We start from the raw sequence: 18,439 nt of genomic DNA, 5'->3' as shown, positions 1-18,439 counted from the left end.
TTTTTACCTGGGGTTTAAGCGAAAGAGAAGAAGCGCAGCATTTAACGGCTGCTGAAGATATAGAAAGGGCGCCGCTCGATACTCGAGTTGGCGCCCTTTGATCCTTTGATTAGGGGGAGGCTGTGTTACGTTTGATTCAGGCAAGCACTTGAGTCAGCACTGGTCTAAATCGCCTCGCTCAGTGCGCTGCGGCGCCTTTCAGCCATTCGGCATCGCTTTGAACAAAGGCCAGGGTCAGGCGCGCGAGCGCGGCATAAAAACCGCCGCGATCGCATTCGATCACCCGCTGACAAAATGGCTCCAGCCAACTGAGCAGACATTCTTGCAGAAATTCTTGCTGCGTTGAGGCCGAGGCGTTCAGACACAGATGAGCCTGATAGGCAAGAACCACCGCCAGATGGTCGGCGGGTTCGGGGAAGTCACCGCTCAGCTGCAGCTGACTTCGCTGCAAAAAGGTCAGCATCTGTTGATGCTGTTCACCGAACAGGGTGACATCGTCATCCGCTTGCAGATAGAGGCCGGCATAGGGCGAAGCACTCTGTTTACTGCCCACCAGAAACAGCCCGCAGAAGTCTGCCGCCAGCTCCAGCAGCGCCTTGTCTCTGTCCTGCATCCAGGCGATGGCCAGCAGTTTTTGCTCCATCAGCTTGGCTTCTTGCTTGAGGGCAGGATCGCTGCTCAGCTGTTGCCAGAAGTCCTTGCTCTGCGGCGCCGTCAATTGATTCAGGCGCTCGGCATTCAACTCGCGGGCGAACAGGCCCGAGAGGAAGTTGTACAGCATGGCTCTGCCTTGATTTAACTGTTCCATTGGCTTACCTCAGTTATCTGCGAACCTTAGGTTAGATTTTTATCTCAATCGGCCCATCGAAGGAGGATACCTTGGGCGCCTTACCGGTGAATTTTTCAAACTCCACTTGGCAAGTGTAGGCCGAGCAAGCCTGCGCCAGCTTGGAGGTACCTATATCCTGAGTCAGGGTATTGGGGTCACCATAGCTGCACAGGGCACCGATTTCGGCGCCGCCTTCGACGCTGCCATCTTTGCCGACCGGGCCATACCAGGCGCCTTCATGGATCCGGATTACCCCTTTGGGGAAACGGCCGGAGACGACGGCACCGGCCAGCAGTTGGCCACGGTCGTTGAACACCCGCACCAGATCGCCGTCTTTGATACCGCGGGCCCTGGCATCTTCAGGGTTAATGTAAACCGGCTCACGCCCTTGCACTGTATAGGTTTCGCGATATTCCTTGGACTCACACATCTGTGAGTGCAGGCGCTTGTCCGGGTGGCAGGACTGCAGCCAAACCGGGTACTTATCGCTGCCTGGACCGCCGTGGCTGCGCTCGGATTTTTCCATCCACACTGGGTGGCCTGGGCAGTCATCATAACCGAACTGGGCAATCTTACGGCTGAAGATTTCAATCAGGCCTGAAGGAGTACCCAAGGGGTTGATCTCAGGATCCTCGCGGAAGTCGGCGTGTCTGACCCAGTTTTGCCCTTCACCGAAGTGCACATAACCCTGCTTCCAGAACTCGTTGAAGTCCGGCATGGCAAACTTGCCCTGGTTGGCGGCCTTACACTCGTTGTAGAGTTTTTCCAGCCATTCCATTTCGGTTAGCCCACGGGTGTATTCCTTCTCTTTGCCGAGTATTTTGGCAAAGCGGGTGAATATCTCAAAGTCAGACAGACTTTCAAACAGCGGTTCAACCATCTTGTGCATCGCCAGAATACCGCGGCCGGCGTAGGCACCGTAGACATCGATATCGTTGCGCTCCATGGTGGTACAGGCGGGCAAGACTATGTCTGAGAAGCGGCAGGTGGCGGTCCAGTTCACATCAATGGAGACCACACATTCCAGCTTGCGGAACGCCTGCTTCATACGGTTTCTGTCCTGATGGTGGTTCCAGGGGTTGTTGCCCGAGAACACCATCATGCGGATATCCGGATAGGTGACCTTGCTGCCGTTGGCATCAATAGTCTTGCCGGGTTCCAGAATGGCATCTATCCAGCGGGCGACCGGAATGGTGCTGCTGGCACCCTTGAAGTCCTTGTTGTCGAACAGTGGCTTTTGGCCTTCGTCCAGGTTGCGCGGGAAGGCGCCCGGTGCGGCGGCACCTGTGGCAGGTACGCCGATACCTGAGTAGTGGTGACCATAACTGATACCACCGCCAGGCAGGCCTATCTGGCCTATCATGGTGGCCAGTACCGCTGCCATCCAGTAAGGCTGCTCACCGTGTTGCTGACGCTGAATGCACCAGCCCATCATGATCTGGGTGCGGCCCTTGGTCAGGGTACGGGCCAGATCGCGGATGACTTCAGCCTTGACGCCACAGATGGCTTCGGCCCATTCCGGAGTCTTGGCGATGCCGTCTTTGTCACCCAGGAGGTAGGGCAGGAACTCTTCAAAGCCCAGGCTATAGCCTTCGATAAACTTGGCATCGTGAAGCTTGGCTGTGTACATCTCATGGGCGATACCCAACATCAAGGCCACGTCTGTTTGTGGGTTGACATACAGCTGCTCACAACCCAGATAGGCCTGGGTCTTGGTTTCGACCGGATCTATGCTGATCACCCGGATCTTACCGGCTTTGACCTTTTCCTTGAGCTGCGCCAGATAGGCGAAGGACTCGTGGGTTTCGGCGTTCCAGCCCACCTGCAGGTTTTTATATGGATCGTTGGACCAGAGCACTATGGTATCGCTGTGCTCGAGGATCAGCGGCCAGGAGGTGCCTTGAGCGTACACTTCGGTAGAGCCCAGCACATAAGGCATAATCGTTTGCCCGGCGCCGGTGGAGTAGTCGCCTACTTTCTTGACGAAGTTGCCGTGCATAGCAATGGCGCGCTGCATATGGCTGGTGCTTGAGTGCAGCTGTCCGGTGGCTCGCCAACCGGTTTGTCCGGCGTGCAGGCCAGATGGGCCGTACTGGGTTTGAATGATATCCAGCGACTCTTTGAACAGAGTCAAGGCCTTGTCCCAGGTGACACGAACGAAACGGAAGTCGCCGCGTTCATGGGTATTGCTCTTGTGTCCCTTGAGCAGGAAGTCGAGCCGCACCATGGGATAACGGATCCGTGATGGGTTATAGACCAGGCCACGGATACCGCGGATCATGTCGGTGGGATACTTGTCGTATTCCAGTGGTTTGACTTCGGCAATAACCCCGTTGCGGCGCTTGATACGAAATGCACCGAAGTGGGAGCCTGTGGTCAGCCAGGCGTCACCGTCATCCATCCCCTTGGCCAGCGCCGACAGGGGAGCGAGTACCGAACTGCTTCCGGCAACCACAACGGAAGTGGAGGCCAGGCCTTTTAAAAAGTCTCTTCTGTTCATAACGCCAACCTCTTAGTGCTCTTCTTTGCTGAAGGTGGAAGAATGTTGTTGCAGGTATTTCTGCACCAGTGCCTGGGTGTCCTGATCCATGTTGACGAAGGCCAACATCCCCTGGAACATGCCCGGCCAGGTGTTGGCATCAAAGTGATGCTCATCGGGCTGGGTGTGACAGACACTGCAGCTAGAGGCATAAGTGCTGCGGGCATAGCCCCAGAGTGGTGCCAGTTCGGTCAGCAGATAATCGCTGTCGGTCCAGATCTCGGCTTCCACACGCTGCCACTTGAGGCCAGTCATGGGATCTTCTTTCTCTTCAAAGGTCTTGATCACCCCGTCGGTTTCGGCAGCGGCCTTGGTCAATTGAGCCGAGAGGATATTGATACCGAAGTCCATGTAGATCACCCGGCCGGCACCTATCTTTTTACGCCAGCCATCGATGGCGATTTTGACGCGCTTGCCCTTGAGCTCCAGTACCTTGATTTCGGTGGCCACGTTCAGAGTACCGGCTTCTTCCGCGCTCTTGTCATCCAGATACAGAGGCTTGGTCAAGGCGCTGAAATATTTGCCGCCCTGTTGCAGTGAAGTCTCACCCGAACCCACTTCGGCAATCAGTTCCGGGGCTCTGGCTGTGCCCATATCAGGCAGCTTGTGAGCTATGCCCTTGTGGCAATCGATGCAGGACTGATCTTTCTCGGCCGCCTGTTTCATCTGTTTTTGCGCCAGGGCTGACATCTCTTCCCATTTCATTGACTTGTAGTCATGGCAGTTTTTACAGGCCTGGGAGTTGTCACGGGCAAAGCGTTTCCATTCACGGCTGGCCATTTCCAGACGCTTGGCTTCAAATTTTTCCGGAGTGTTGACCGTTTGGAACAGCCAGCCCCAGACATCGTGAGATGCTTCCATCTTACGGGCTATCTTGCGGCTCCAGTCGTGGGGCACGTGGCAGTCTGGGCAGGTTGCCCGCACGCCGGAGTGATTCGACCAATGCACAGTTTGCTGCAGCTCTTGATAGGGATTGCTCTCCATCGAGTGGCAACTGATACAGAAGGCCTCTGTGTTGGTGGCTTCCAGCGCCGTGTTGAAGCCGCCCCAGAAGATAATGCCCATGATAAAGGCTGACAGGCTGATGGCGCCCAGGCTCAGGTACTTGGTTGGGCGGTTGAGAGTACGCCAGATTGCTATTAACCGTTTCATCTATTCAATCCTCTCTTGTATCAGTGACTGGCGACGCCGCCGAGGGCCAGCATGATCCAGATGATCAGGCCATAGAGGCTGATACCTGTGATGGTCAGGGCCGGAAACAGCATGAAAATAATCAGGCCGTGGGCCATAAGTTCCTGTTTTTTGCTTGATGTGGACTCAGACATAGTGATTGCTCCAACGCAGCAGGGTTTGCTTGATGGGGCCACTATAGGGAAAGGATGTGAATGGCGATTGCGCTGCCAATGAATGGGATTTGAGAAAATATGAAAAGTTATGAACAACTGCATATTCAGGATGAGCCACAGATCCCGAAATCTTTTTAGCCGGGGGCGCCAATTTGCAGTATTATCCGCGACCAACAAAGGCTGCGTTGGACATCGTTTGACGATACTCCTTGGTGCCCACCACCTGCAGGTCACGTTTTGTTGTGGATCTCTCACCCGCCCAGCGGGGCTCTCACCTGCCGTAGCCGGCGTCATCTGACCCGAATAAAGAGATCAAAAAGGTAGAATAATTATGATGTCTTCAAAGACAAATACCGCTGTACCTACTACATCGTCATGGCTGGAACGCTTCTTCAATATCAGCGCTCGTGGCAGCACTGTCCGCCAGGAAGTGATCGCCGGTTTGACCACGTTTCTTGCCATGGTTTACTCAGTTATCGTTGTACCCTCCATGTTGGGAAAGGCCGGGTTTGATCCCGGCTCCGTGTTTATTGCCACCTGTCTGATTGCCGCTTTCGGCTCATTGCTGATGGGTTTGTGGGCCAATCTGCCGATGGCCATAGGCTGCGCCATCTCACTGACTGCGTTTACCGCCTTCAGTCTGGTGTTGGGGCAGGGCATGAGCCTGCCTGTCACCCTGGGGGCGATTTTCCTTATGGGTATCGTCTTTACCCTGGTGAGCGTTACCGGCGTTCGCCAGTGGGTGCTTGCTAACCTGCCCAAGGGGATTGCCCATGGTACAGGGATAGGTATCGGCCTGTTTTTGCTGCTGATTGCCACTAACAGTGTGCAACTGATTGTGGCCAATGATACCGGTTTGCCGGTCAAGCTCGGCGACATCCACAGCCTGCCGGTGATCGCTACTGTTGTGGGGCTGGCTGCCACTATCGGACTCGAGCGTCGCCGGGTGCCGGGCGGCATTCTGTTAGTGATAATCGCCCTGTCAGTGTTTGGTTTGCTGTTTGACCCCAATGTGGAGTTCAAAGGCGTGTTTGCCATACCCGACTTAGGCGCTGAAGGCTCTTTGATTGGCCAGCTGGATATCATGGGCGCCCTTAACCCTGTGGTGCTGCCGATAGTGCTGGCGCTGGTGATGACAGCCATCTTCGATGCCACAGGCACCATAAGAGCCGTGGCCGGACAAGCCAATCTGCTGGACAAGAATGACAACATCATAGGGGGCGGCAAGGCGCTGACCTCGGATTCTGTCAGTTCTATCTTCGCCGGTCTGGTGGGCGGCGCACCTGCCGCTGTATACATTGAATCGGCCGCCGGTACTGCTGCAGGTGGAAAAACAGGCCTGACCGCCACTGTGGTGGGGGTGCTGTTCCTGCTGATGATCTTCCTGGCACCCCTATCTTATTTGGTGCCTGCCTACGCCACGGCGCCTGCGCTTATGTATGTGGGACTGCTGATGTTGTCCAATGTCACCAAGCTGGACTTTGATGACAAGGTAGACGCCATGGCGGGACTGACCTGTGCGGTATTCATCATACTCTCCTGCAACATAGTCACAGGCATTATGTTGGGGTTTGCGACCCTGGTTATCGGCCGTATCTGCAGCGGTGAGTGGCGTAAGCTCAAGCCTGGTGTGTTGGTTATCACCATAGGCTTGGTGGTGTTCTATATGGGCGGCTGGGCCATTTAACCCTGAAGTTCAAGCTTTAGGCTTGGTTTAGGGAAGGCAAACAAGGCTTAACTCGTTGGCGCTTTTAATTCCCTATAGGGCAAACTAACCGTGATCCAATAAGGCGGCGGCCAAGCATTACTGCTTTGGCCGCCGTTTTTATTGTCCCGGAATAGGGATGAGTGGATTAATCCAGCAGCAAGTCGATTTGATTCAGCGAGCACAGGTGAGCATAAACCGGTGAGTAGACGCCGCGCTTGGCAAATTCCAGTTTAACCTCATCGCTCAGGGCATTGAGCTTTTGCTCATCGACGATATAGAGGCCATCTATATTGCTCTTTTCACCCTGTTTGTTGGTTACTGTCAGAGTCTTGGGTTGCAGTAATTCATGGCTGGTCAGGGTCTTGACGAACTGCTTGGTGATCTCACGGTACTCAATCAGGTTGCCGATAAATTCGATGCGGTTTTTCAGGAATTCGGTCTGCTCACCGGTTTCGGTAAACAGGGCTTCGCCCTTGTCTTCGCTGACATGCTTGCTGTTGACATCGATACCGATAAGTACATTTTCCTGGCTGGAGTCTCCGGCGGCAAAAGGTTGCATCCGGCACTGCATAGGTAGGTAACGTCGGGTCCAGGTGTTGTCCTTGATAAAGCAGTTGCTCTCAGGCTTCAGAGAGGTGATGGCAACCGGCTGGAATTCTCCACTTTGGCTGTTCTTGGCGAAAATGATCGGGAAACTGGTGGCGGCAGGCAAAAATTCCTGCACCAGCAAGGGCAACATATGGTGCTGCTCAAATTCGCTGAAATCTATGCCTGGAGTGACTTTCAGAGCCTTGTGTGCGCCGTTGTTGAGCGGGACGTATTGTGCTGTCATTGTCTTTTTATCCTTGTTGTTATCTGAGGTTCCGTCAGCCAATCAACTGACGCACCGGAAAATAAATCGTCACTGAAATATCGGGCCAGAACCGCTTCTTCGGTTGTATTAGTACCGCAAACCAGTAAAAAGTTCAGCTTGAGACTTATTGGCTTGTGACCCCAAGCATGCTGCGGATGTTAACAGTGGGCAAACTGGATGTCATTGTTAAAAATATGTTTGCAAGCGCTGTTTTCAAGGGGGCTTGGGAAAATAAAAATTGTCAAAAAAATGTAGAAATAAGGTTTGTACTTGTGTATGTTTAATAATGACAGCGTTGTCATTGTTTGTGTGACTATTGTTTCCATGACCATGCTGTCTTGTAAGGTCTGCATGTCGAGGATGAGGTCTCCTTTACATGCCTTCCACAGTTGAGTATCTGTCGGGCGGCTGCGCAACTGTGTTTTCAATACTGTAGTCTCTCCCCGGAAACTAGAGTGGGCTGGGTGCTGATTTCAGTACCTGGCCATTTTTTTATCCCGGTTGTCACTCAACATAGCTTGTTGAGGTGACAGCCACTGCTTGAGTCGACAGGGAATATGGCATCATGGTGAAAACAATAATAAGGACAGGAGAGTAACGGAATGAAGTTAACTATCGCGGCGTTAGCCATTGCCTTGAGCTTGGGGCTGACGGCTTGTTCTGACAAGCCGCCGGCAACCGGGACTGAACCAGGGCAGAGCCAAGCCGGTTCTTCGTCAAAAGCCTCGAGCGAAGATCTGACTCAGAATAAGCTGCATAGCTTTGCCCAGAGTTTGCAGCTGAAATATGCTGTGCTGTCCAATGTGCCGGATGATAACTGCGACCCGAGCCGTGCCGAAGGCCGCTGTTTCCAGGCGCAAATTCGCCTGACTCCGAGCGAAGATCTCAGCGCTTCTGACTGGGCCATCTATTTTAGCCAGATGCGTCCGGTACTCTCGGTTGCCTCGCCTGAGTTTCATATAGAGCATATTCAGGGCGATCTGCATCGTCTGACGCCAACCGCCGCCTTCGGCGGTTTCAAAAAGGGTGTCAGCGAAATCATCAATTTTCGCGGTGAGCTGTGGCAGCTGTCGGAAATCGATGCCATGCCCAACTATTACATGGTGGTTGAGGGGCTCAAGCCGGAGGTCATCGCCAGCACTGAAGTTAAGCAAGACCCGGATACCGGGCTTGAGTTGCTTCCCTATGTGCAGCCTTATACGGATGCCGAGAAACAATATCGCCGCAGCTCAAAGGATAAGCTGCCCTGGGATACCGCCAATGTCGTCTTCGGCCAAAATGCCGATACTCCCGATGATGCCGGCCTTGCGGTGGCAAGCCTTATTCCTAAGCCGGATTCAGTGACTTGGCTTGAGCAAACACCCGTCACCCTCAATGCCGGGATTAAGCTTAACCCGAGCCACATAGCTACCGGAGTCGAGCTGCAATCACTTGAGGCGGCGCTCTTGCGCCTACAAAGGCTGGGTGTCAGCCAGAGCGAGCAAGGATTGGCGCTTAACTTGCTGCCGCTCAAGGGCGGGCAAAGCGAGCACTATCGACTCGAGATTGAGGCTGGCGAAATTAACCTGGCCGCCGCAGACGCCGCGGGTTACTCCTATGGCTTGGCGAGTCTTGCCGCCTTGCTGCAGTTGCCTGCCGATGATACCCAATCAATAGCACTGCCACAGCTGCGCATTCAAGATGGCCCCAGATACCCGTTTCGTGGTATGCATCTGGATGTTGGCCGCAACTTCCACTCCAAGGCGTTTGTGCTGAGCCTGCTGGAGCAGATGGCGGCTTATAAACTCAACGTATTGCATTTGCACATGGCCGACGATGAAGGCTGGCGCCTGCAGATCCCCGGCCTGCCGGAGCTGACCGAGATTGGCAGCAAGCGTTGCCATGATCTCGATGAAAACCGCTGTTTGCTGCCGCAACTCGGCAGTGGCCCCAATCCTGAGACTCAGGTCAACGGGTACTACACGACCCAGGACTATATCGACATTCTCAAGTTTGCCGCCGCAAGACAGATCCAGGTGATCCCGTCGATGGATATGCCGGGTCACTCCCGCGCCGCTATCAAATCGATGCAGGCCCGCAGCCGCAAGTTATTGGCTCAGGGCGACAGTCAGGCCGCCAGCCAATATCTGCTGGCGGATCCCGAGGATGCCACTGTCTACAGCTCTATTCAGTATTACAACGACAACACGCTCAATGTCTGTATGGAGTCCAGTTACACCTTTGTCGCCAAGGTGATAGATGAAATTGCCAAGCTGCATCAGGCCGCCGGAGTACCGCTTAAGCGCTATCACATAGGTGCCGATGAGACCGCCGGTGCCTGGCTCGACTCGCCGGCCTGTGAACGCTTTATTGCGGCCAATTCGCAGCGAGTGGCCGACAAATCGGCCCTCGGCGCCTACTTTATTGAGCGGGTATCGCAGATGCTGGCCGATCGCGGCATAGAGGCTGCCGGTTGGAGCGATGGCATGAGTCACGTCAACCCGGCCAATATGCCGAGCCCGGTGCAAAGCAATATCTGGGACATAGTCGCCCACGGCGGCTTCAAACGGGCACATGCCCAGGCCAATCTCGGCTGGGATACTGTACTGTCCAACCCGGAAGTACTCTATTTCGATATGCCGCCGGCGGCCGATCCGAAAGAGCCCGGCTATTACTGGGCCAGTCGCAGCAGCAACAGTCGCAAGTTACACAGCTTTATGCCGGATAACCTGCCGGCCAATGCCGAGCAGTGGGGCGATATTGAGGCCAGGCCTTTTGTCGCCGATGACACAGAGCAACTCAGCCCACAAGGAAAGCGTCTCAGCGGCCCAATGGCGCCGGGCAGGGGCTTTATAGGCCTGCAGGGGCAACTCTGGAGCGAGACGATTCGCAGCGACACGACCGCAGCCTACATGATTTTCCCTCGCCTCTTGGTTTTGGCGGAAAAGGCCTGGCATAAGCCGGACTGGGAACTGGCTTACCGGCATCAGGGGGCAAGTTACAGCCAGGATTCCGGTCACTTCGTTGCCGAGCAGCGACAGGCGCAGGCAGAGGATTGGCATCGACTGGCCAACATCCTGGGGCATAAGGAACTGGCCAAGCTGGATAAGGCCGGGGTCCATTACCGTTTGCCGCTGCCGGGCGGCAGAATCAAGGATGGCAAGCTTGAGGCCAATATCATCTTTCCCGGGCTCAAGATCCAATATCGCCGACCAGGGGCTGAATGGCAGGAGTATCGCGGCCCTGTGGCAATTGCTGCGCCGCTTGAGCTTCGCAGTGTTTCGCCCGATGGCCGCCGCTATAGCCGGGTTCAGCCACTGAATTAGTCTTTAAGCAGGTACGGATGTGGGCTGGCGTTAACAGATAACGCCAGCCCACGTTGCCTGACTTATTTTTAATGCCCGGTTTTTAATGCCTGGTTTTAATACTTGAGTTGCGTTAGAAGAGTGGCGTTTAAGAGTGGTTAAGGGGCCCGAGTCGCTCAAAGATAGTGGCTTGCTGAATATTTATTGGTTAATTTTCAATGTATTAGTCAATGGCGAGTCCTAGCCATGAGTCGATTTATCTCTGCTGATTAAAATTAAATGACAACGCTGTCATTTGTGATGTAACATTAGTTTAACCACATGGTTAACTATAGCTTTAACTTGAGTGCGCTCAGTGGAATGTCATCGGGTTAATCCTGAAAGGCGCCTTACTGCAGCGATTTGTCAGTGTTCCGCCGCGCCAGATTGCGCCGTGACCATAAAAGAAACAGAAAGAGGTCTGCCATGGGGGAAAACCCGACACCGGATACACAAGTGTTTATAGGGATAGACGGCGGCGGCAGTAAGTGCCGGGCAACCCTCTACTGCCGGCAAAAGGGTGTGCTGGGAACCGGAGTTGCCGGTCGGGCCAATCCTTTGCACGGTCTGAGCCAAACTTTCGACTCCATCATCAGTGCTACAGGTTTGGCCCTGGCCGATGCCGGTCTGCAGCAAGCCGATTGCGCCAATATGGTGGCCGGTCTCGGGCTTGCCGGTGTCAATATTCCCAGGCTTTATCAGGAGATCCTCGATTGGCGGCATCCCTTTGCCGCCATGTATCTGACCACAGATCTGCATACCGCCTGCATAGGCGCCCACCAGGGGGAAGAGGGTGCCGTCATCATCACAGGCACAGGTTCCTGCGGTTATGCCCATGTGGGCGAACGGCAGTTGTCTCTCGGTGGTCATGGCTTTGCTCTGGGCGATAAGGGCAGCGGCGCATGGATGGGCTTGAAAGCCGCGGAGCAGGTGTTGTTATCGCTCGATGGTTTTGCGCCGCAAACAGCCCTTGGCGCCAAACTGCTGGCCCATTTCGGGGTGACAGATGCCCTGGGGATAGTGGAAAACCTCGCCGGACGCTCCTCCAGTTGTTATGCCGCCCTGGCGAGAATAGTGCTGTCCTGTGCGGCCGAGGGCGATGATACCGCCACCACTATTGTCAGCGAAGGTGCCGACTATATCAGCCAGTTGGCACGGCGCCTGTTTGAACTCAATCCGCCGCGATTTGCCATGATAGGCGGCCTGGCCGAGCCGCTCCGGCCCTGGCTGGCCGACGATGTGGTCGAACGAATCGCCCCCGTGTTGGCGCCACCGGAAATCGGTGCCGTGCACTTTGCCATGCACCAACACTCGCAATTTTCAGCCCGTCCGGCCGATGCCGGCGCATACGACTTAGCAAAGGTGAAACCATGACCCATACCATAATGGAGCGCGAGGCTCGCAGTGCTCCCGAGAAGATTGCCAACCAGTTGCAGGCCAATGACCAGTTAACCCGGAAACTGGGGCAGCGGCTGCGCGAGTTTGCGCCCAAGTTTGTGATGATTGTGGGTCGCGGCTCTTCCGATCACGCCGGGGTATTTGCCAAGTATCTGTTTGAAATAGAGGCCGGTGTGCCTACTTTTGCCGCCGCGCCTTCGGTGGCCAGTGTCTATGGCAAGCGCTTGCAGTTGGCCGGTGGTCTGGTGATAGTCATCTCTCAGTCGGGACGCAGCCCGGATATTCTGGCCCAGGCCAAGATGGCCCGCGAAGCCGGTGCCTTTTGCGTGGCGCTGGTCAATGATGAAACCGCACCTATCAAGGACATAGTCGATCTTGTATTGCCGCTTCGCGCTGGAGAGGAGCAGGCGGTGGCCGCCACCAAGAGCTATTTGGCTACCCTGTCGGCGCTGCTGCAACTGGCCGCTGCCTGGACCCAGAGCCCTGAGCTGGCCCGCGCCATAGATGAATTGCCCCAGGCGCTGCAGGCGGCTGTGGATGCAGAACCTCAACTGACTGCCGAATCTTTGCAGGGCAGCAACAATTTGGTAGTGCTGGGACGAGGACTGGGTTATGCCATCAGTAAAGAGATAGCGCTCAAACTCAAGGAAGTCTGTTCTATCCATGCCGAGGCCTTCTCCAGCGCCGAATTTCTTCACGGCCCTGTGACCCTGGTGGAGAACCAGCTCAAAATAGTCGATGTCTGTGTGACCGATGAATCCTATGCCAGCCATCTTGAGCAGGTAGCTGAAGTCGGGCGCCGCGGCGCTGAGTTGGTGCACCTCAAGCAAACCGCCAATGAGGTTCACCCCAGAGTCGCGCCACTGGCATTGCTGCAGCGTTTTTATATCGATGTGGCCGCTGTGGCCATAGCCAGAGGCATAGATCCGGATCAACCGGCCGGGCTTAAGAAAGTCACCCAAACCCTTTAAGTCAAACCTTTTGATTAAAGTGGCCGGCGTACCCAACCTGGATAACGCAGTGGAGAGCAGAGAATGACGCAAACCTTTATCGCCGAGCGCTTGTTCGATGGCAGGCAATATCATCACAATCTGAGCTTTGTCGTGGAGAACGGCCATCTGCAGGCCTTGGGCTCTGCGGCAGGTTCAGATGCTATCCGCCTGCAAGGCCTGGTCGTACCCGGGTTTATTGATGTGCAGGTCAATGGCGGTGGCGGCGCGCTGTTTAACGGCGAGCCTACGCTCGAGTGTATCGCAACCATAGGCCGGGCCCACGCCAGGTTCGGCACCACAGGTTTTTTGCCGACCCTGATCAGCGACAGAATCGAGGTGATGAATCGCGCGGCCGATGCGGTGGCCGAGGCGATAGCCAAGCAAAGCACAGGGGTGTTGGGGATACATTTTGAGGGGCCGCACTTGTCTGTGCCGAAGAAAGGTGTGCATCCACAGCAATATATCCGCCGAATTTCCGATGCCGAGCTGGCACTGTTCAGCCGTCAGGACTTGGGTGTTCGTTTGGTGACTCTGGCGCCAGAAAATGTGGCGCCTGAGGTTATCAGTGCCTTGGTCGAGGCCGGTGTCCGTGTTTGTCTAGGTCACTCCAATGCCGACTATGATACCGTGCGTTCGGCCCTGGCGGCAGGTGCCAGTGGTTTTACTCATCTCTACAACGCCATGTCGCCCTTGGGCTCCAGAGCACCGGGTATGGTGGGCGCCGCCATAGAGGACGAGGCCAGTTGGTGTGGCCTTATCGTCGATGGTCACCATGTGCATCCGGCTGCAGCCAAGGTGGCTATCCGCGCCAAGGCTAAAGGCAAGATGCTCTTGGTGACGGACGCCATGCCACCTGTGGGGTTGGAGCAAGATGCCAGTTTTGAGCTCTTTGGCCAGCAGGTGCTGCGCCAGGGCGACAGACTCAACGCCATCACAGGAGAGCTGGCCGGATGTGTGCTGGATATGAATACCGCGGTGCGAAACGCTGTCTCTCTGCTGGGGCTCAGTGTTGAAGAATCCATGCGGATGGCGAGCGAGTATCCGGCGGCATTTCTTGGGCTTGAGCAGCAAGGCCACTTGGCTGCGGGCAAACGTGCCGATTTCCTGGTGCTCGATAATGAACTCAAGGTGCAAAGCACCTATATCGGCGGTCAATTGGTTTACGCCGCCGAGGAAAGAGTGCAGTGAAATAAGCCGTTGCGCCAAGAACGCGATTAACCCTCTTCACCTAAGCAGTGCAGCTTTTACCCGGATAAAGATAATAACAACAGGGAAGCCCTATGACTGAAAAGATAGCGGCGGCAACTGAGACCGCCAACAAGCCCAGGCTGATGTCGCTCGATGCGCTGCGGGGCTTTGACATGTTCTGGATCCTCGGCGGTGAAGCGCTGTTTGCCGCCCTCTTGCTGCTGACTACTTGGAGTGGCTGGCGTTGGTTCGATGGCCAGATGCACCACAGCAGTTGGCATGGTTTTACCTTCTACGATCTTATCTTCCCGCTGTTTATCTTCCTCTCCGGCGTTGCCCTGGGTTTGTCTCCCAAGCGTCTGGACAAGTTGGCGTTTGCCGAGCGACTTCCAAAATATAAGCACGCAGTTAAGCGTTTGGCTTTACTGCTGTTTTTTGGCGTGCTCTACAATCACGGCTGGGGGACGGGCATGCCGGTGGCCCTGGATGAGATACGCTATGCCAGCGTCTTGGGGCGTATCGCCTTCGCCTGGTTTTTTGCCGCCATGCTGGTGTGGCACACAGGGCTCAGAACCCAGATCTATGTTGCTGTCGCTATCTTGCTGGGATACGCCATGGTGCAGCTGTGGCTACCGGTCCCGGGCGGCAGTGCCGGGGACTTCAGCGCCGCCGGTTCTATCAACGCCTGGGTAGACAATCATTTCCTGCCCGGGATCAGCTACCAACATAAGCCTTATGATCCGGAAGGCCTGTTATCGACCCTTCCCGCAGTGGTCAATGCTTTGGCCGGTGTGTTTGTGGGCCGCTTTTTGCAGCAGCAAAGTTTTTCAGCCTGGGGCAGGGTAGGTTTGCTGTGTCTGGCCGGGCTTGTTTGTTTGGGGCTTGGCTGGCTGCTTAATCCTCTGATCCCGGTCAATAAAGATCTCTGGACCAGCAGTTTTGTGCTGGTGAGCAGCGGCTGGAGCCTGTTGCTGCTGGCACTGTTTTACGCCGTTATCGATGTGCTTGGGCTGCGTTGGTTGGGTTTCCCCTTTGTGGTGATTGGTTGCAACGCCATCATCATCTATCTCGCTTCCAGTCTGGTTCAGTGGCGCTATAGCAGCGAAAGTCTGCTTGGCGGTTTTATCAATAGCGCTCCCGAGAACTGGCAGCCACTGCTTGGGGTATTGGCCATGCTCGGGGTGCAATGGTTGCTGCTCTGGTGGATGTATCGCAGGCAGTTGTTTATTCGGGTTTAGCTTGCCTAAGTGAGGTGAACAAGCGGCCATCTGCCGGGTTTAAAATTAATGACAGCGTTGTCTTTTTTGTTATTATGACGTAACTTTATTGAAACAAAGCCGTGTATAAAGCTGCCGCGGCATCAAGGTTTCAAGGGTTAAACACCACTCAAGATGGATGGGGCGCCGATAAATTTGGTTGCCAAACAATAAATTACTATAAGAAGCAGGTTTATGAACATGACAGTTGCTACCCCGGCTGACGCAGCCTCAAGAAGCAGTTTTCTGCCTATGACTATCGTAGGTGCGCTGTTTTTCATCTTTGGATTTGTGACCTGGTTGAATGGTTCATTGATCCCTTTTCTGCAAATCATCTGTGAGCTCAATGAGTTTCAGGCACTGTTTGTCACCTTTGCCTTCTACATCGCTTATACCGTGATGGCGCTGCCCATGTCGTCTATCCTGCGCCGTACCGGCTATCGCAATGGTATGGCGGTGGGGCTGGGGATCATGGCCGTCGGCTCTATGCTGTTTATTCCCGCCGCCTTCAGCGCCAACTTTTTGATGTTCCTGCTGGCGCTTTTTGTACTGGGAACCGGCCTGACCATTTTGCAGACGGCGTCCAACCCCTATGTGGTGCATATTGGTCCAAAGGAGAGCGCCGCCATGCGGATCTCCATCATGGGGTTGATTAACAAGGGGGCCGGGGTGATAGTGCCTATCCTGTTTACCGCTTTGGTACTGGCTGATCTGGAAGGGTTCACCGCCGGGCATCTGGCTGCCATGGCCCCGGCCGAGCGAGAAGCCCAAATAAGCGAACTGTCTTCGCGTCTGGTGATGCCCTATATCTATATGACGCTGGCGCTTGTGGTATTGATTGCACTGGTGAAGTTTTCTGCTTTGCCGGAAATCGCCTTCGAGGGAGAAGAGGGAGAGCACGCCGACAAGAGCGGTATAGTGCATTTCCCTCAGGTGATCCTGGGCGCCATAGCCATCTTTGCCTATGTGGGGGTTGAAGTGATTGCCGGTGATACCATAGGTCTCTATGGTGCCAGCCTTGGCGTCAACAATTTCGCATCCCTGACCTCCTACACCATGGTGTTTATGGTTATCGGCTACCTTTTGGGGGTTAGTTGTATTCCACGTTTTATCAGCCAGGAAAAGGCTTTACTCGCCTCGGCCTTGGCGGGTATTGCTTGCATCTTTGGTATCATCTTCTCATCGGCCGAGAGCCATGCTATCTCGTCGCTGCTGTGGGGGTGGAGCGGTATTCCAACTATTCCGGATACAGTCACCTTTGTTGCCATGATGGGCCTGGCTCACGCTCTGGTTTGGCCTTCTGTGTGGCCGCTGGCGCTGGAAGGGCTGGGCAAGTACACGGCCCAGGGCTCGGCGCTGCTGATCATGGGTATTTCAGGTGGCGCCATACTGCCGCTGATATTCGGCAAGATCGCCCACTTCAGCGACAATGTGCAGTTGGGTTACTGGATAGGCTTGCCCTGTTATCTGTTTATTCTCTTCTATGCGCTGAAAGGCCATAAGATGCGTAGTTGGTAAACAGGGAAATTCCGGGCATAAAGAAGCCACCTGCTAAACAGGTGGCTTCTTGCTTATCAAGGTATCTCTCGTATTCTTCTGTAACTCTGGCTCTTGCAACAAATAGAATAGATAAAGAAACCAGTTAACCTTTCCGTGCCGAGCTTGGCAGGTAATCAATTCCAACTTGGATTAGTCGTACGCTTGTGGCTATGAGCCATTGGTTCCTTGATTGAGCCGTTATCGCTGACATAGATATCAAATGCCGTAGAAGTAGTTACCCAGTAGCAACGTCAGAGCATAGCCCACCGAGTAGCACAGCAGCAGCGCAGGTACATACTTGAGGTAGGAGACAAAAGTCAGCTCTTTGACCTTGCTCATGGCGATGATCCCGGCCGCCGAACCTATTACCAGCAGAGAGCCACCAACACCTACTGCGTAGGTCAGGCCGAGCCACTCTGGTGTGGTCAGTTGCGGTGCGGCTTTCAAAAGTGCCGCGGTCAAGGGCACGTTATCCAATACCGCCGAGCCCATACCTGTGACAAAGTTGGAAATGTTGGGGTCGTGACGGGCGTAGACCTGGGCCAGCAGATCCAGCGTTCCTATCTCTTTGAGCATCCCTACCAACAAGAGGATCCCGAGGAAGAACAGCAAGGTGTCGTATTCCACTTGGCGGATATACTCGAGGATCTGCAGCTCTTCTTTGTCGTTACGGGCGGTGTGGCCCACCAGGAACATGATTGACAACCCGGTGAGGAAAGTCAGTACGGGGGGAATGGCAAACAGAATATTCAGTGCCATGGTCATCAATATGGTGGTGAAGAAGATGATGGCTATCAGCACATCCACTGTCTCGTAACTTTGACGAATAGGTGTGGTGGACACCTCGCCCTTGGCATTGAGGGAGAAGAGTATTGCCAGCAACATCACGCTGAACGCCGCCGGCAGCACCAACATCAACAGCTCTGACATATGCACATGGCCGCCGAGGAAGATCATCAGGGTGGTGACGTCACCCGTTATCAGGGAAACCCCTCCTGAGTTGACGGCAAAGATAATCAATACCGCCATCCGGCGACGCATCTGTTTGTCGAGTTTGAAGGTGGTCAGCAGTCCCAGAGAGACCAAGGTAGCGGTGACGTTGTCACAGATGGCCGACAATACCAGGGAAAACAGGGCGACTTGCAGCATCAGCATCCGGGTACTGACCCGTTGCGGAAACAGCTTCTGCACTAAAATTTGGATCATGCCCTTGGCGTTGAGGTAGGCCACAAAGGTCATGGTCGACATCAAAAACAACCAGAGCGTCGCGATTTCCAGCAGGTTTTCATTGAGTTGATGCTCTACCAGCTTTTCATGGCCGGGGTCGCCGGCAGACATGAACAGAGCTATCCAGGAGATACAACCGAAAAACAGAGTCGTTTTGGCTTTGTTGAGGTGAGTCACCTCTTCAAAAATGATACTCAGCAGTGCCAACACCGCCAGTATGATAAGAAAGGTATAGAGCATA

The 18,439-nt window shown here is 54.6% G+C and carries 13 protein-coding genes; 7 read left to right on the top strand and 6 right to left on the bottom strand.

The window, feature by feature from the left end; translation table 11 throughout:
* Window positions 1–178: 178 nt before the first annotated feature.
* The 4 genes from torD to ACMHXH_RS07910 are packed head-to-tail and all read right to left on the bottom strand — an operon-like array spanning window position 179 to window position 4,693.
* Entirely contained in the window at window positions 179–808 is a 630-nt protein-coding gene (torD, locus tag ACMHXH_RS07925) for a molecular chaperone TorD (protein ID WP_335912268.1), read from the bottom strand.
* 31 nt (window positions 809–839) lie between these two features.
* On the bottom strand, window positions 840–3,329 hold the full coding sequence (gene torA / locus ACMHXH_RS07920) for a trimethylamine-N-oxide reductase TorA (RefSeq protein ID WP_101094934.1): 2,490 nt from the start codon (window positions 3,327–3,329) through the stop codon (window positions 840–842).
* A gap of 12 nt (window positions 3,330–3,341) precedes the next feature.
* On the bottom strand, window positions 3,342–4,520 hold the full coding sequence (gene torC / locus ACMHXH_RS07915) for a pentaheme c-type cytochrome TorC (RefSeq protein ID WP_039033660.1): 1,179 nt from the start codon (window positions 4,518–4,520) through the stop codon (window positions 3,342–3,344).
* A gap of 20 nt (window positions 4,521–4,540) precedes the next feature.
* Window positions 4,541–4,693: a nitrate reductase gene (locus ACMHXH_RS07910; protein WP_025009952.1), complete on the bottom strand. Its 153-nt coding sequence runs from the start codon at window positions 4,691–4,693 to the stop codon at window positions 4,541–4,543.
* Window positions 4,694–5,045: 352 nt separating this feature from the next.
* Here ACMHXH_RS07910 and ACMHXH_RS07905 point away from each other — a divergent pair, with 352 nt between their 5' ends.
* Window positions 5,046–6,401, top strand: a complete 1,356-nt coding sequence (locus ACMHXH_RS07905) for an NCS2 family permease (protein WP_039033661.1) — start codon at window positions 5,046–5,048, stop codon at window positions 6,399–6,401.
* 166 nt (window positions 6,402–6,567) lie between these two features.
* Here ACMHXH_RS07905 and ACMHXH_RS07900 read toward each other — a convergent pair whose 3' ends face one another.
* Window positions 6,568–7,254 carry a SapC family protein gene (locus ACMHXH_RS07900; RefSeq protein ID WP_039033662.1) on the bottom strand — a complete coding sequence of 229 codons (687 nt, stop codon included), beginning with the start codon at window positions 7,252–7,254 and terminating at the stop codon, window positions 6,568–6,570.
* Window positions 7,255–7,877: 623 nt separating this feature from the next.
* On the opposite strand from ACMHXH_RS07900, the gene ACMHXH_RS07895 reads away from it, so the two are divergent.
* The 6 genes from ACMHXH_RS07895 to ACMHXH_RS07870 all read left to right on the top strand — a co-directional run bounded on the left by ACMHXH_RS07895 (window position 7,878) and on the right by ACMHXH_RS07870 (window position 16,950).
* The gene (locus tag ACMHXH_RS07895; protein WP_144361815.1) at window positions 7,878–10,580 is read left to right on the top strand and encodes a family 20 glycosylhydrolase; all 2,703 of its coding nucleotides are present in this window, start codon (window positions 7,878–7,880) and stop codon (window positions 10,578–10,580) included.
* 444 nt (window positions 10,581–11,024) lie between these two features.
* The gene (gene nagK, locus ACMHXH_RS07890; protein ID WP_144361816.1) at window positions 11,025–11,972 is read left to right on the top strand and encodes an N-acetylglucosamine kinase; all 948 of its coding nucleotides are present in this window, start codon (window positions 11,025–11,027) and stop codon (window positions 11,970–11,972) included.
* Window positions 11,969–12,967 carry a glucosamine-6-phosphate deaminase NagB-II gene (gene nagB-II / locus ACMHXH_RS07885; protein ID WP_335912269.1) on the top strand — a complete coding sequence of 333 codons (999 nt, stop codon included), beginning with the start codon at window positions 11,969–11,971 and terminating at the stop codon, window positions 12,965–12,967. Before nagK ends, nagB-II begins: the two co-directional genes overlap by 4 nt.
* Window positions 12,968–13,030: 63 nt before the next feature.
* The gene (nagA, locus tag ACMHXH_RS07880; protein ID WP_335912271.1) at window positions 13,031–14,176 is read left to right on the top strand and encodes an N-acetylglucosamine-6-phosphate deacetylase; all 1,146 of its coding nucleotides are present in this window, start codon (window positions 13,031–13,033) and stop codon (window positions 14,174–14,176) included.
* 92 nt (window positions 14,177–14,268) lie between these two features.
* Window positions 14,269–15,414 carry a transmembrane glucosamine N-acetyltransferase NagX gene (gene nagX, locus ACMHXH_RS07875; RefSeq protein ID WP_052248005.1) on the top strand — a complete coding sequence of 382 codons (1,146 nt, stop codon included), beginning with the start codon at window positions 14,269–14,271 and terminating at the stop codon, window positions 15,412–15,414.
* A 219-nt stretch (window positions 15,415–15,633) separates the two neighbouring features.
* Window positions 15,634–16,950, top strand: coding sequence for a sugar MFS transporter (locus ACMHXH_RS07870; protein WP_248952528.1), 1,317 nt, complete (start codon window positions 15,634–15,636; stop codon window positions 16,948–16,950).
* A 237-nt stretch (window positions 16,951–17,187) separates the two neighbouring features.
* On the opposite strand, the gene nhaD is transcribed toward ACMHXH_RS07870, so the two are convergent.
* On the bottom strand, window positions 17,188–18,438 hold the full coding sequence (nhaD, locus tag ACMHXH_RS07865) for a sodium:proton antiporter NhaD (protein WP_039033667.1): 1,251 nt from the start codon (window positions 18,436–18,438) through the stop codon (window positions 17,188–17,190).
* Between the last annotated feature and the right edge of the window lies 1 nt (window position 18,439).

It is taken from the genome of Shewanella sp. BJSY2023SW001, assembly GCF_047314685.1.
Classification (GTDB): Bacteria; Pseudomonadota; Gammaproteobacteria; order Enterobacterales; family Shewanellaceae; genus Shewanella; species Shewanella indica.
This window is presented reverse-complemented; position numbering and strand designations above follow the sequence as displayed.

Bases quoted from the DNA above. Each gene is read 5' to 3' on its own strand.
- torD (WP_335912268.1), bottom strand. From the start codon at position 808: ATGGAACAGTTAAATCAAGGCAGAGCCATGCTGTACAACTTCCTCTCG.
- nagK (WP_144361816.1), top strand. From the start codon at position 11,025: ATGGGGGAAAACCCGACACCGGATACACAAGTGTTTATAGGGATAGAC.
- ACMHXH_RS07895 (WP_144361815.1), top strand. From the start codon at position 7,878: ATGAAGTTAACTATCGCGGCGTTAGCCATTGCCTTGAGCTTGGGGCTG.
- nagX (WP_052248005.1), top strand. From the start codon at position 14,269: ATGACTGAAAAGATAGCGGCGGCAACTGAGACCGCCAACAAGCCCAGG.
- nagB-II (WP_335912269.1), top strand. From the start codon at position 11,969: ATGACCCATACCATAATGGAGCGCGAGGCTCGCAGTGCTCCCGAGAAG.
- ACMHXH_RS07870 (WP_248952528.1), top strand. From the start codon at position 15,634: ATGACAGTTGCTACCCCGGCTGACGCAGCCTCAAGAAGCAGTTTTCTG.
- nagA (WP_335912271.1), top strand. From the start codon at position 13,031: ATGACGCAAACCTTTATCGCCGAGCGCTTGTTCGATGGCAGGCAATAT.
- ACMHXH_RS07905 (WP_039033661.1), top strand. From the start codon at position 5,046: ATGATGTCTTCAAAGACAAATACCGCTGTACCTACTACATCGTCATGG.
- torA (WP_101094934.1), bottom strand. From the start codon at position 3,329: ATGAACAGAAGAGACTTTTTAAAAGGCCTGGCCTCCACTTCCGTTGTG.
- nhaD (WP_039033667.1), bottom strand. From the start codon at position 18,438: ATGCTCTATACCTTTCTTATCATACTGGCGGTGTTGGCACTGCTGAGT.
- ACMHXH_RS07910 (WP_025009952.1), bottom strand. From the start codon at position 4,693: ATGTCTGAGTCCACATCAAGCAAAAAACAGGAACTTATGGCCCACGGC.
- torC (WP_039033660.1), bottom strand. From the start codon at position 4,520: ATGAAACGGTTAATAGCAATCTGGCGTACTCTCAACCGCCCAACCAAG.
- ACMHXH_RS07900 (WP_039033662.1), bottom strand. From the start codon at position 7,254: ATGACAGCACAATACGTCCCGCTCAACAACGGCGCACACAAGGCTCTG.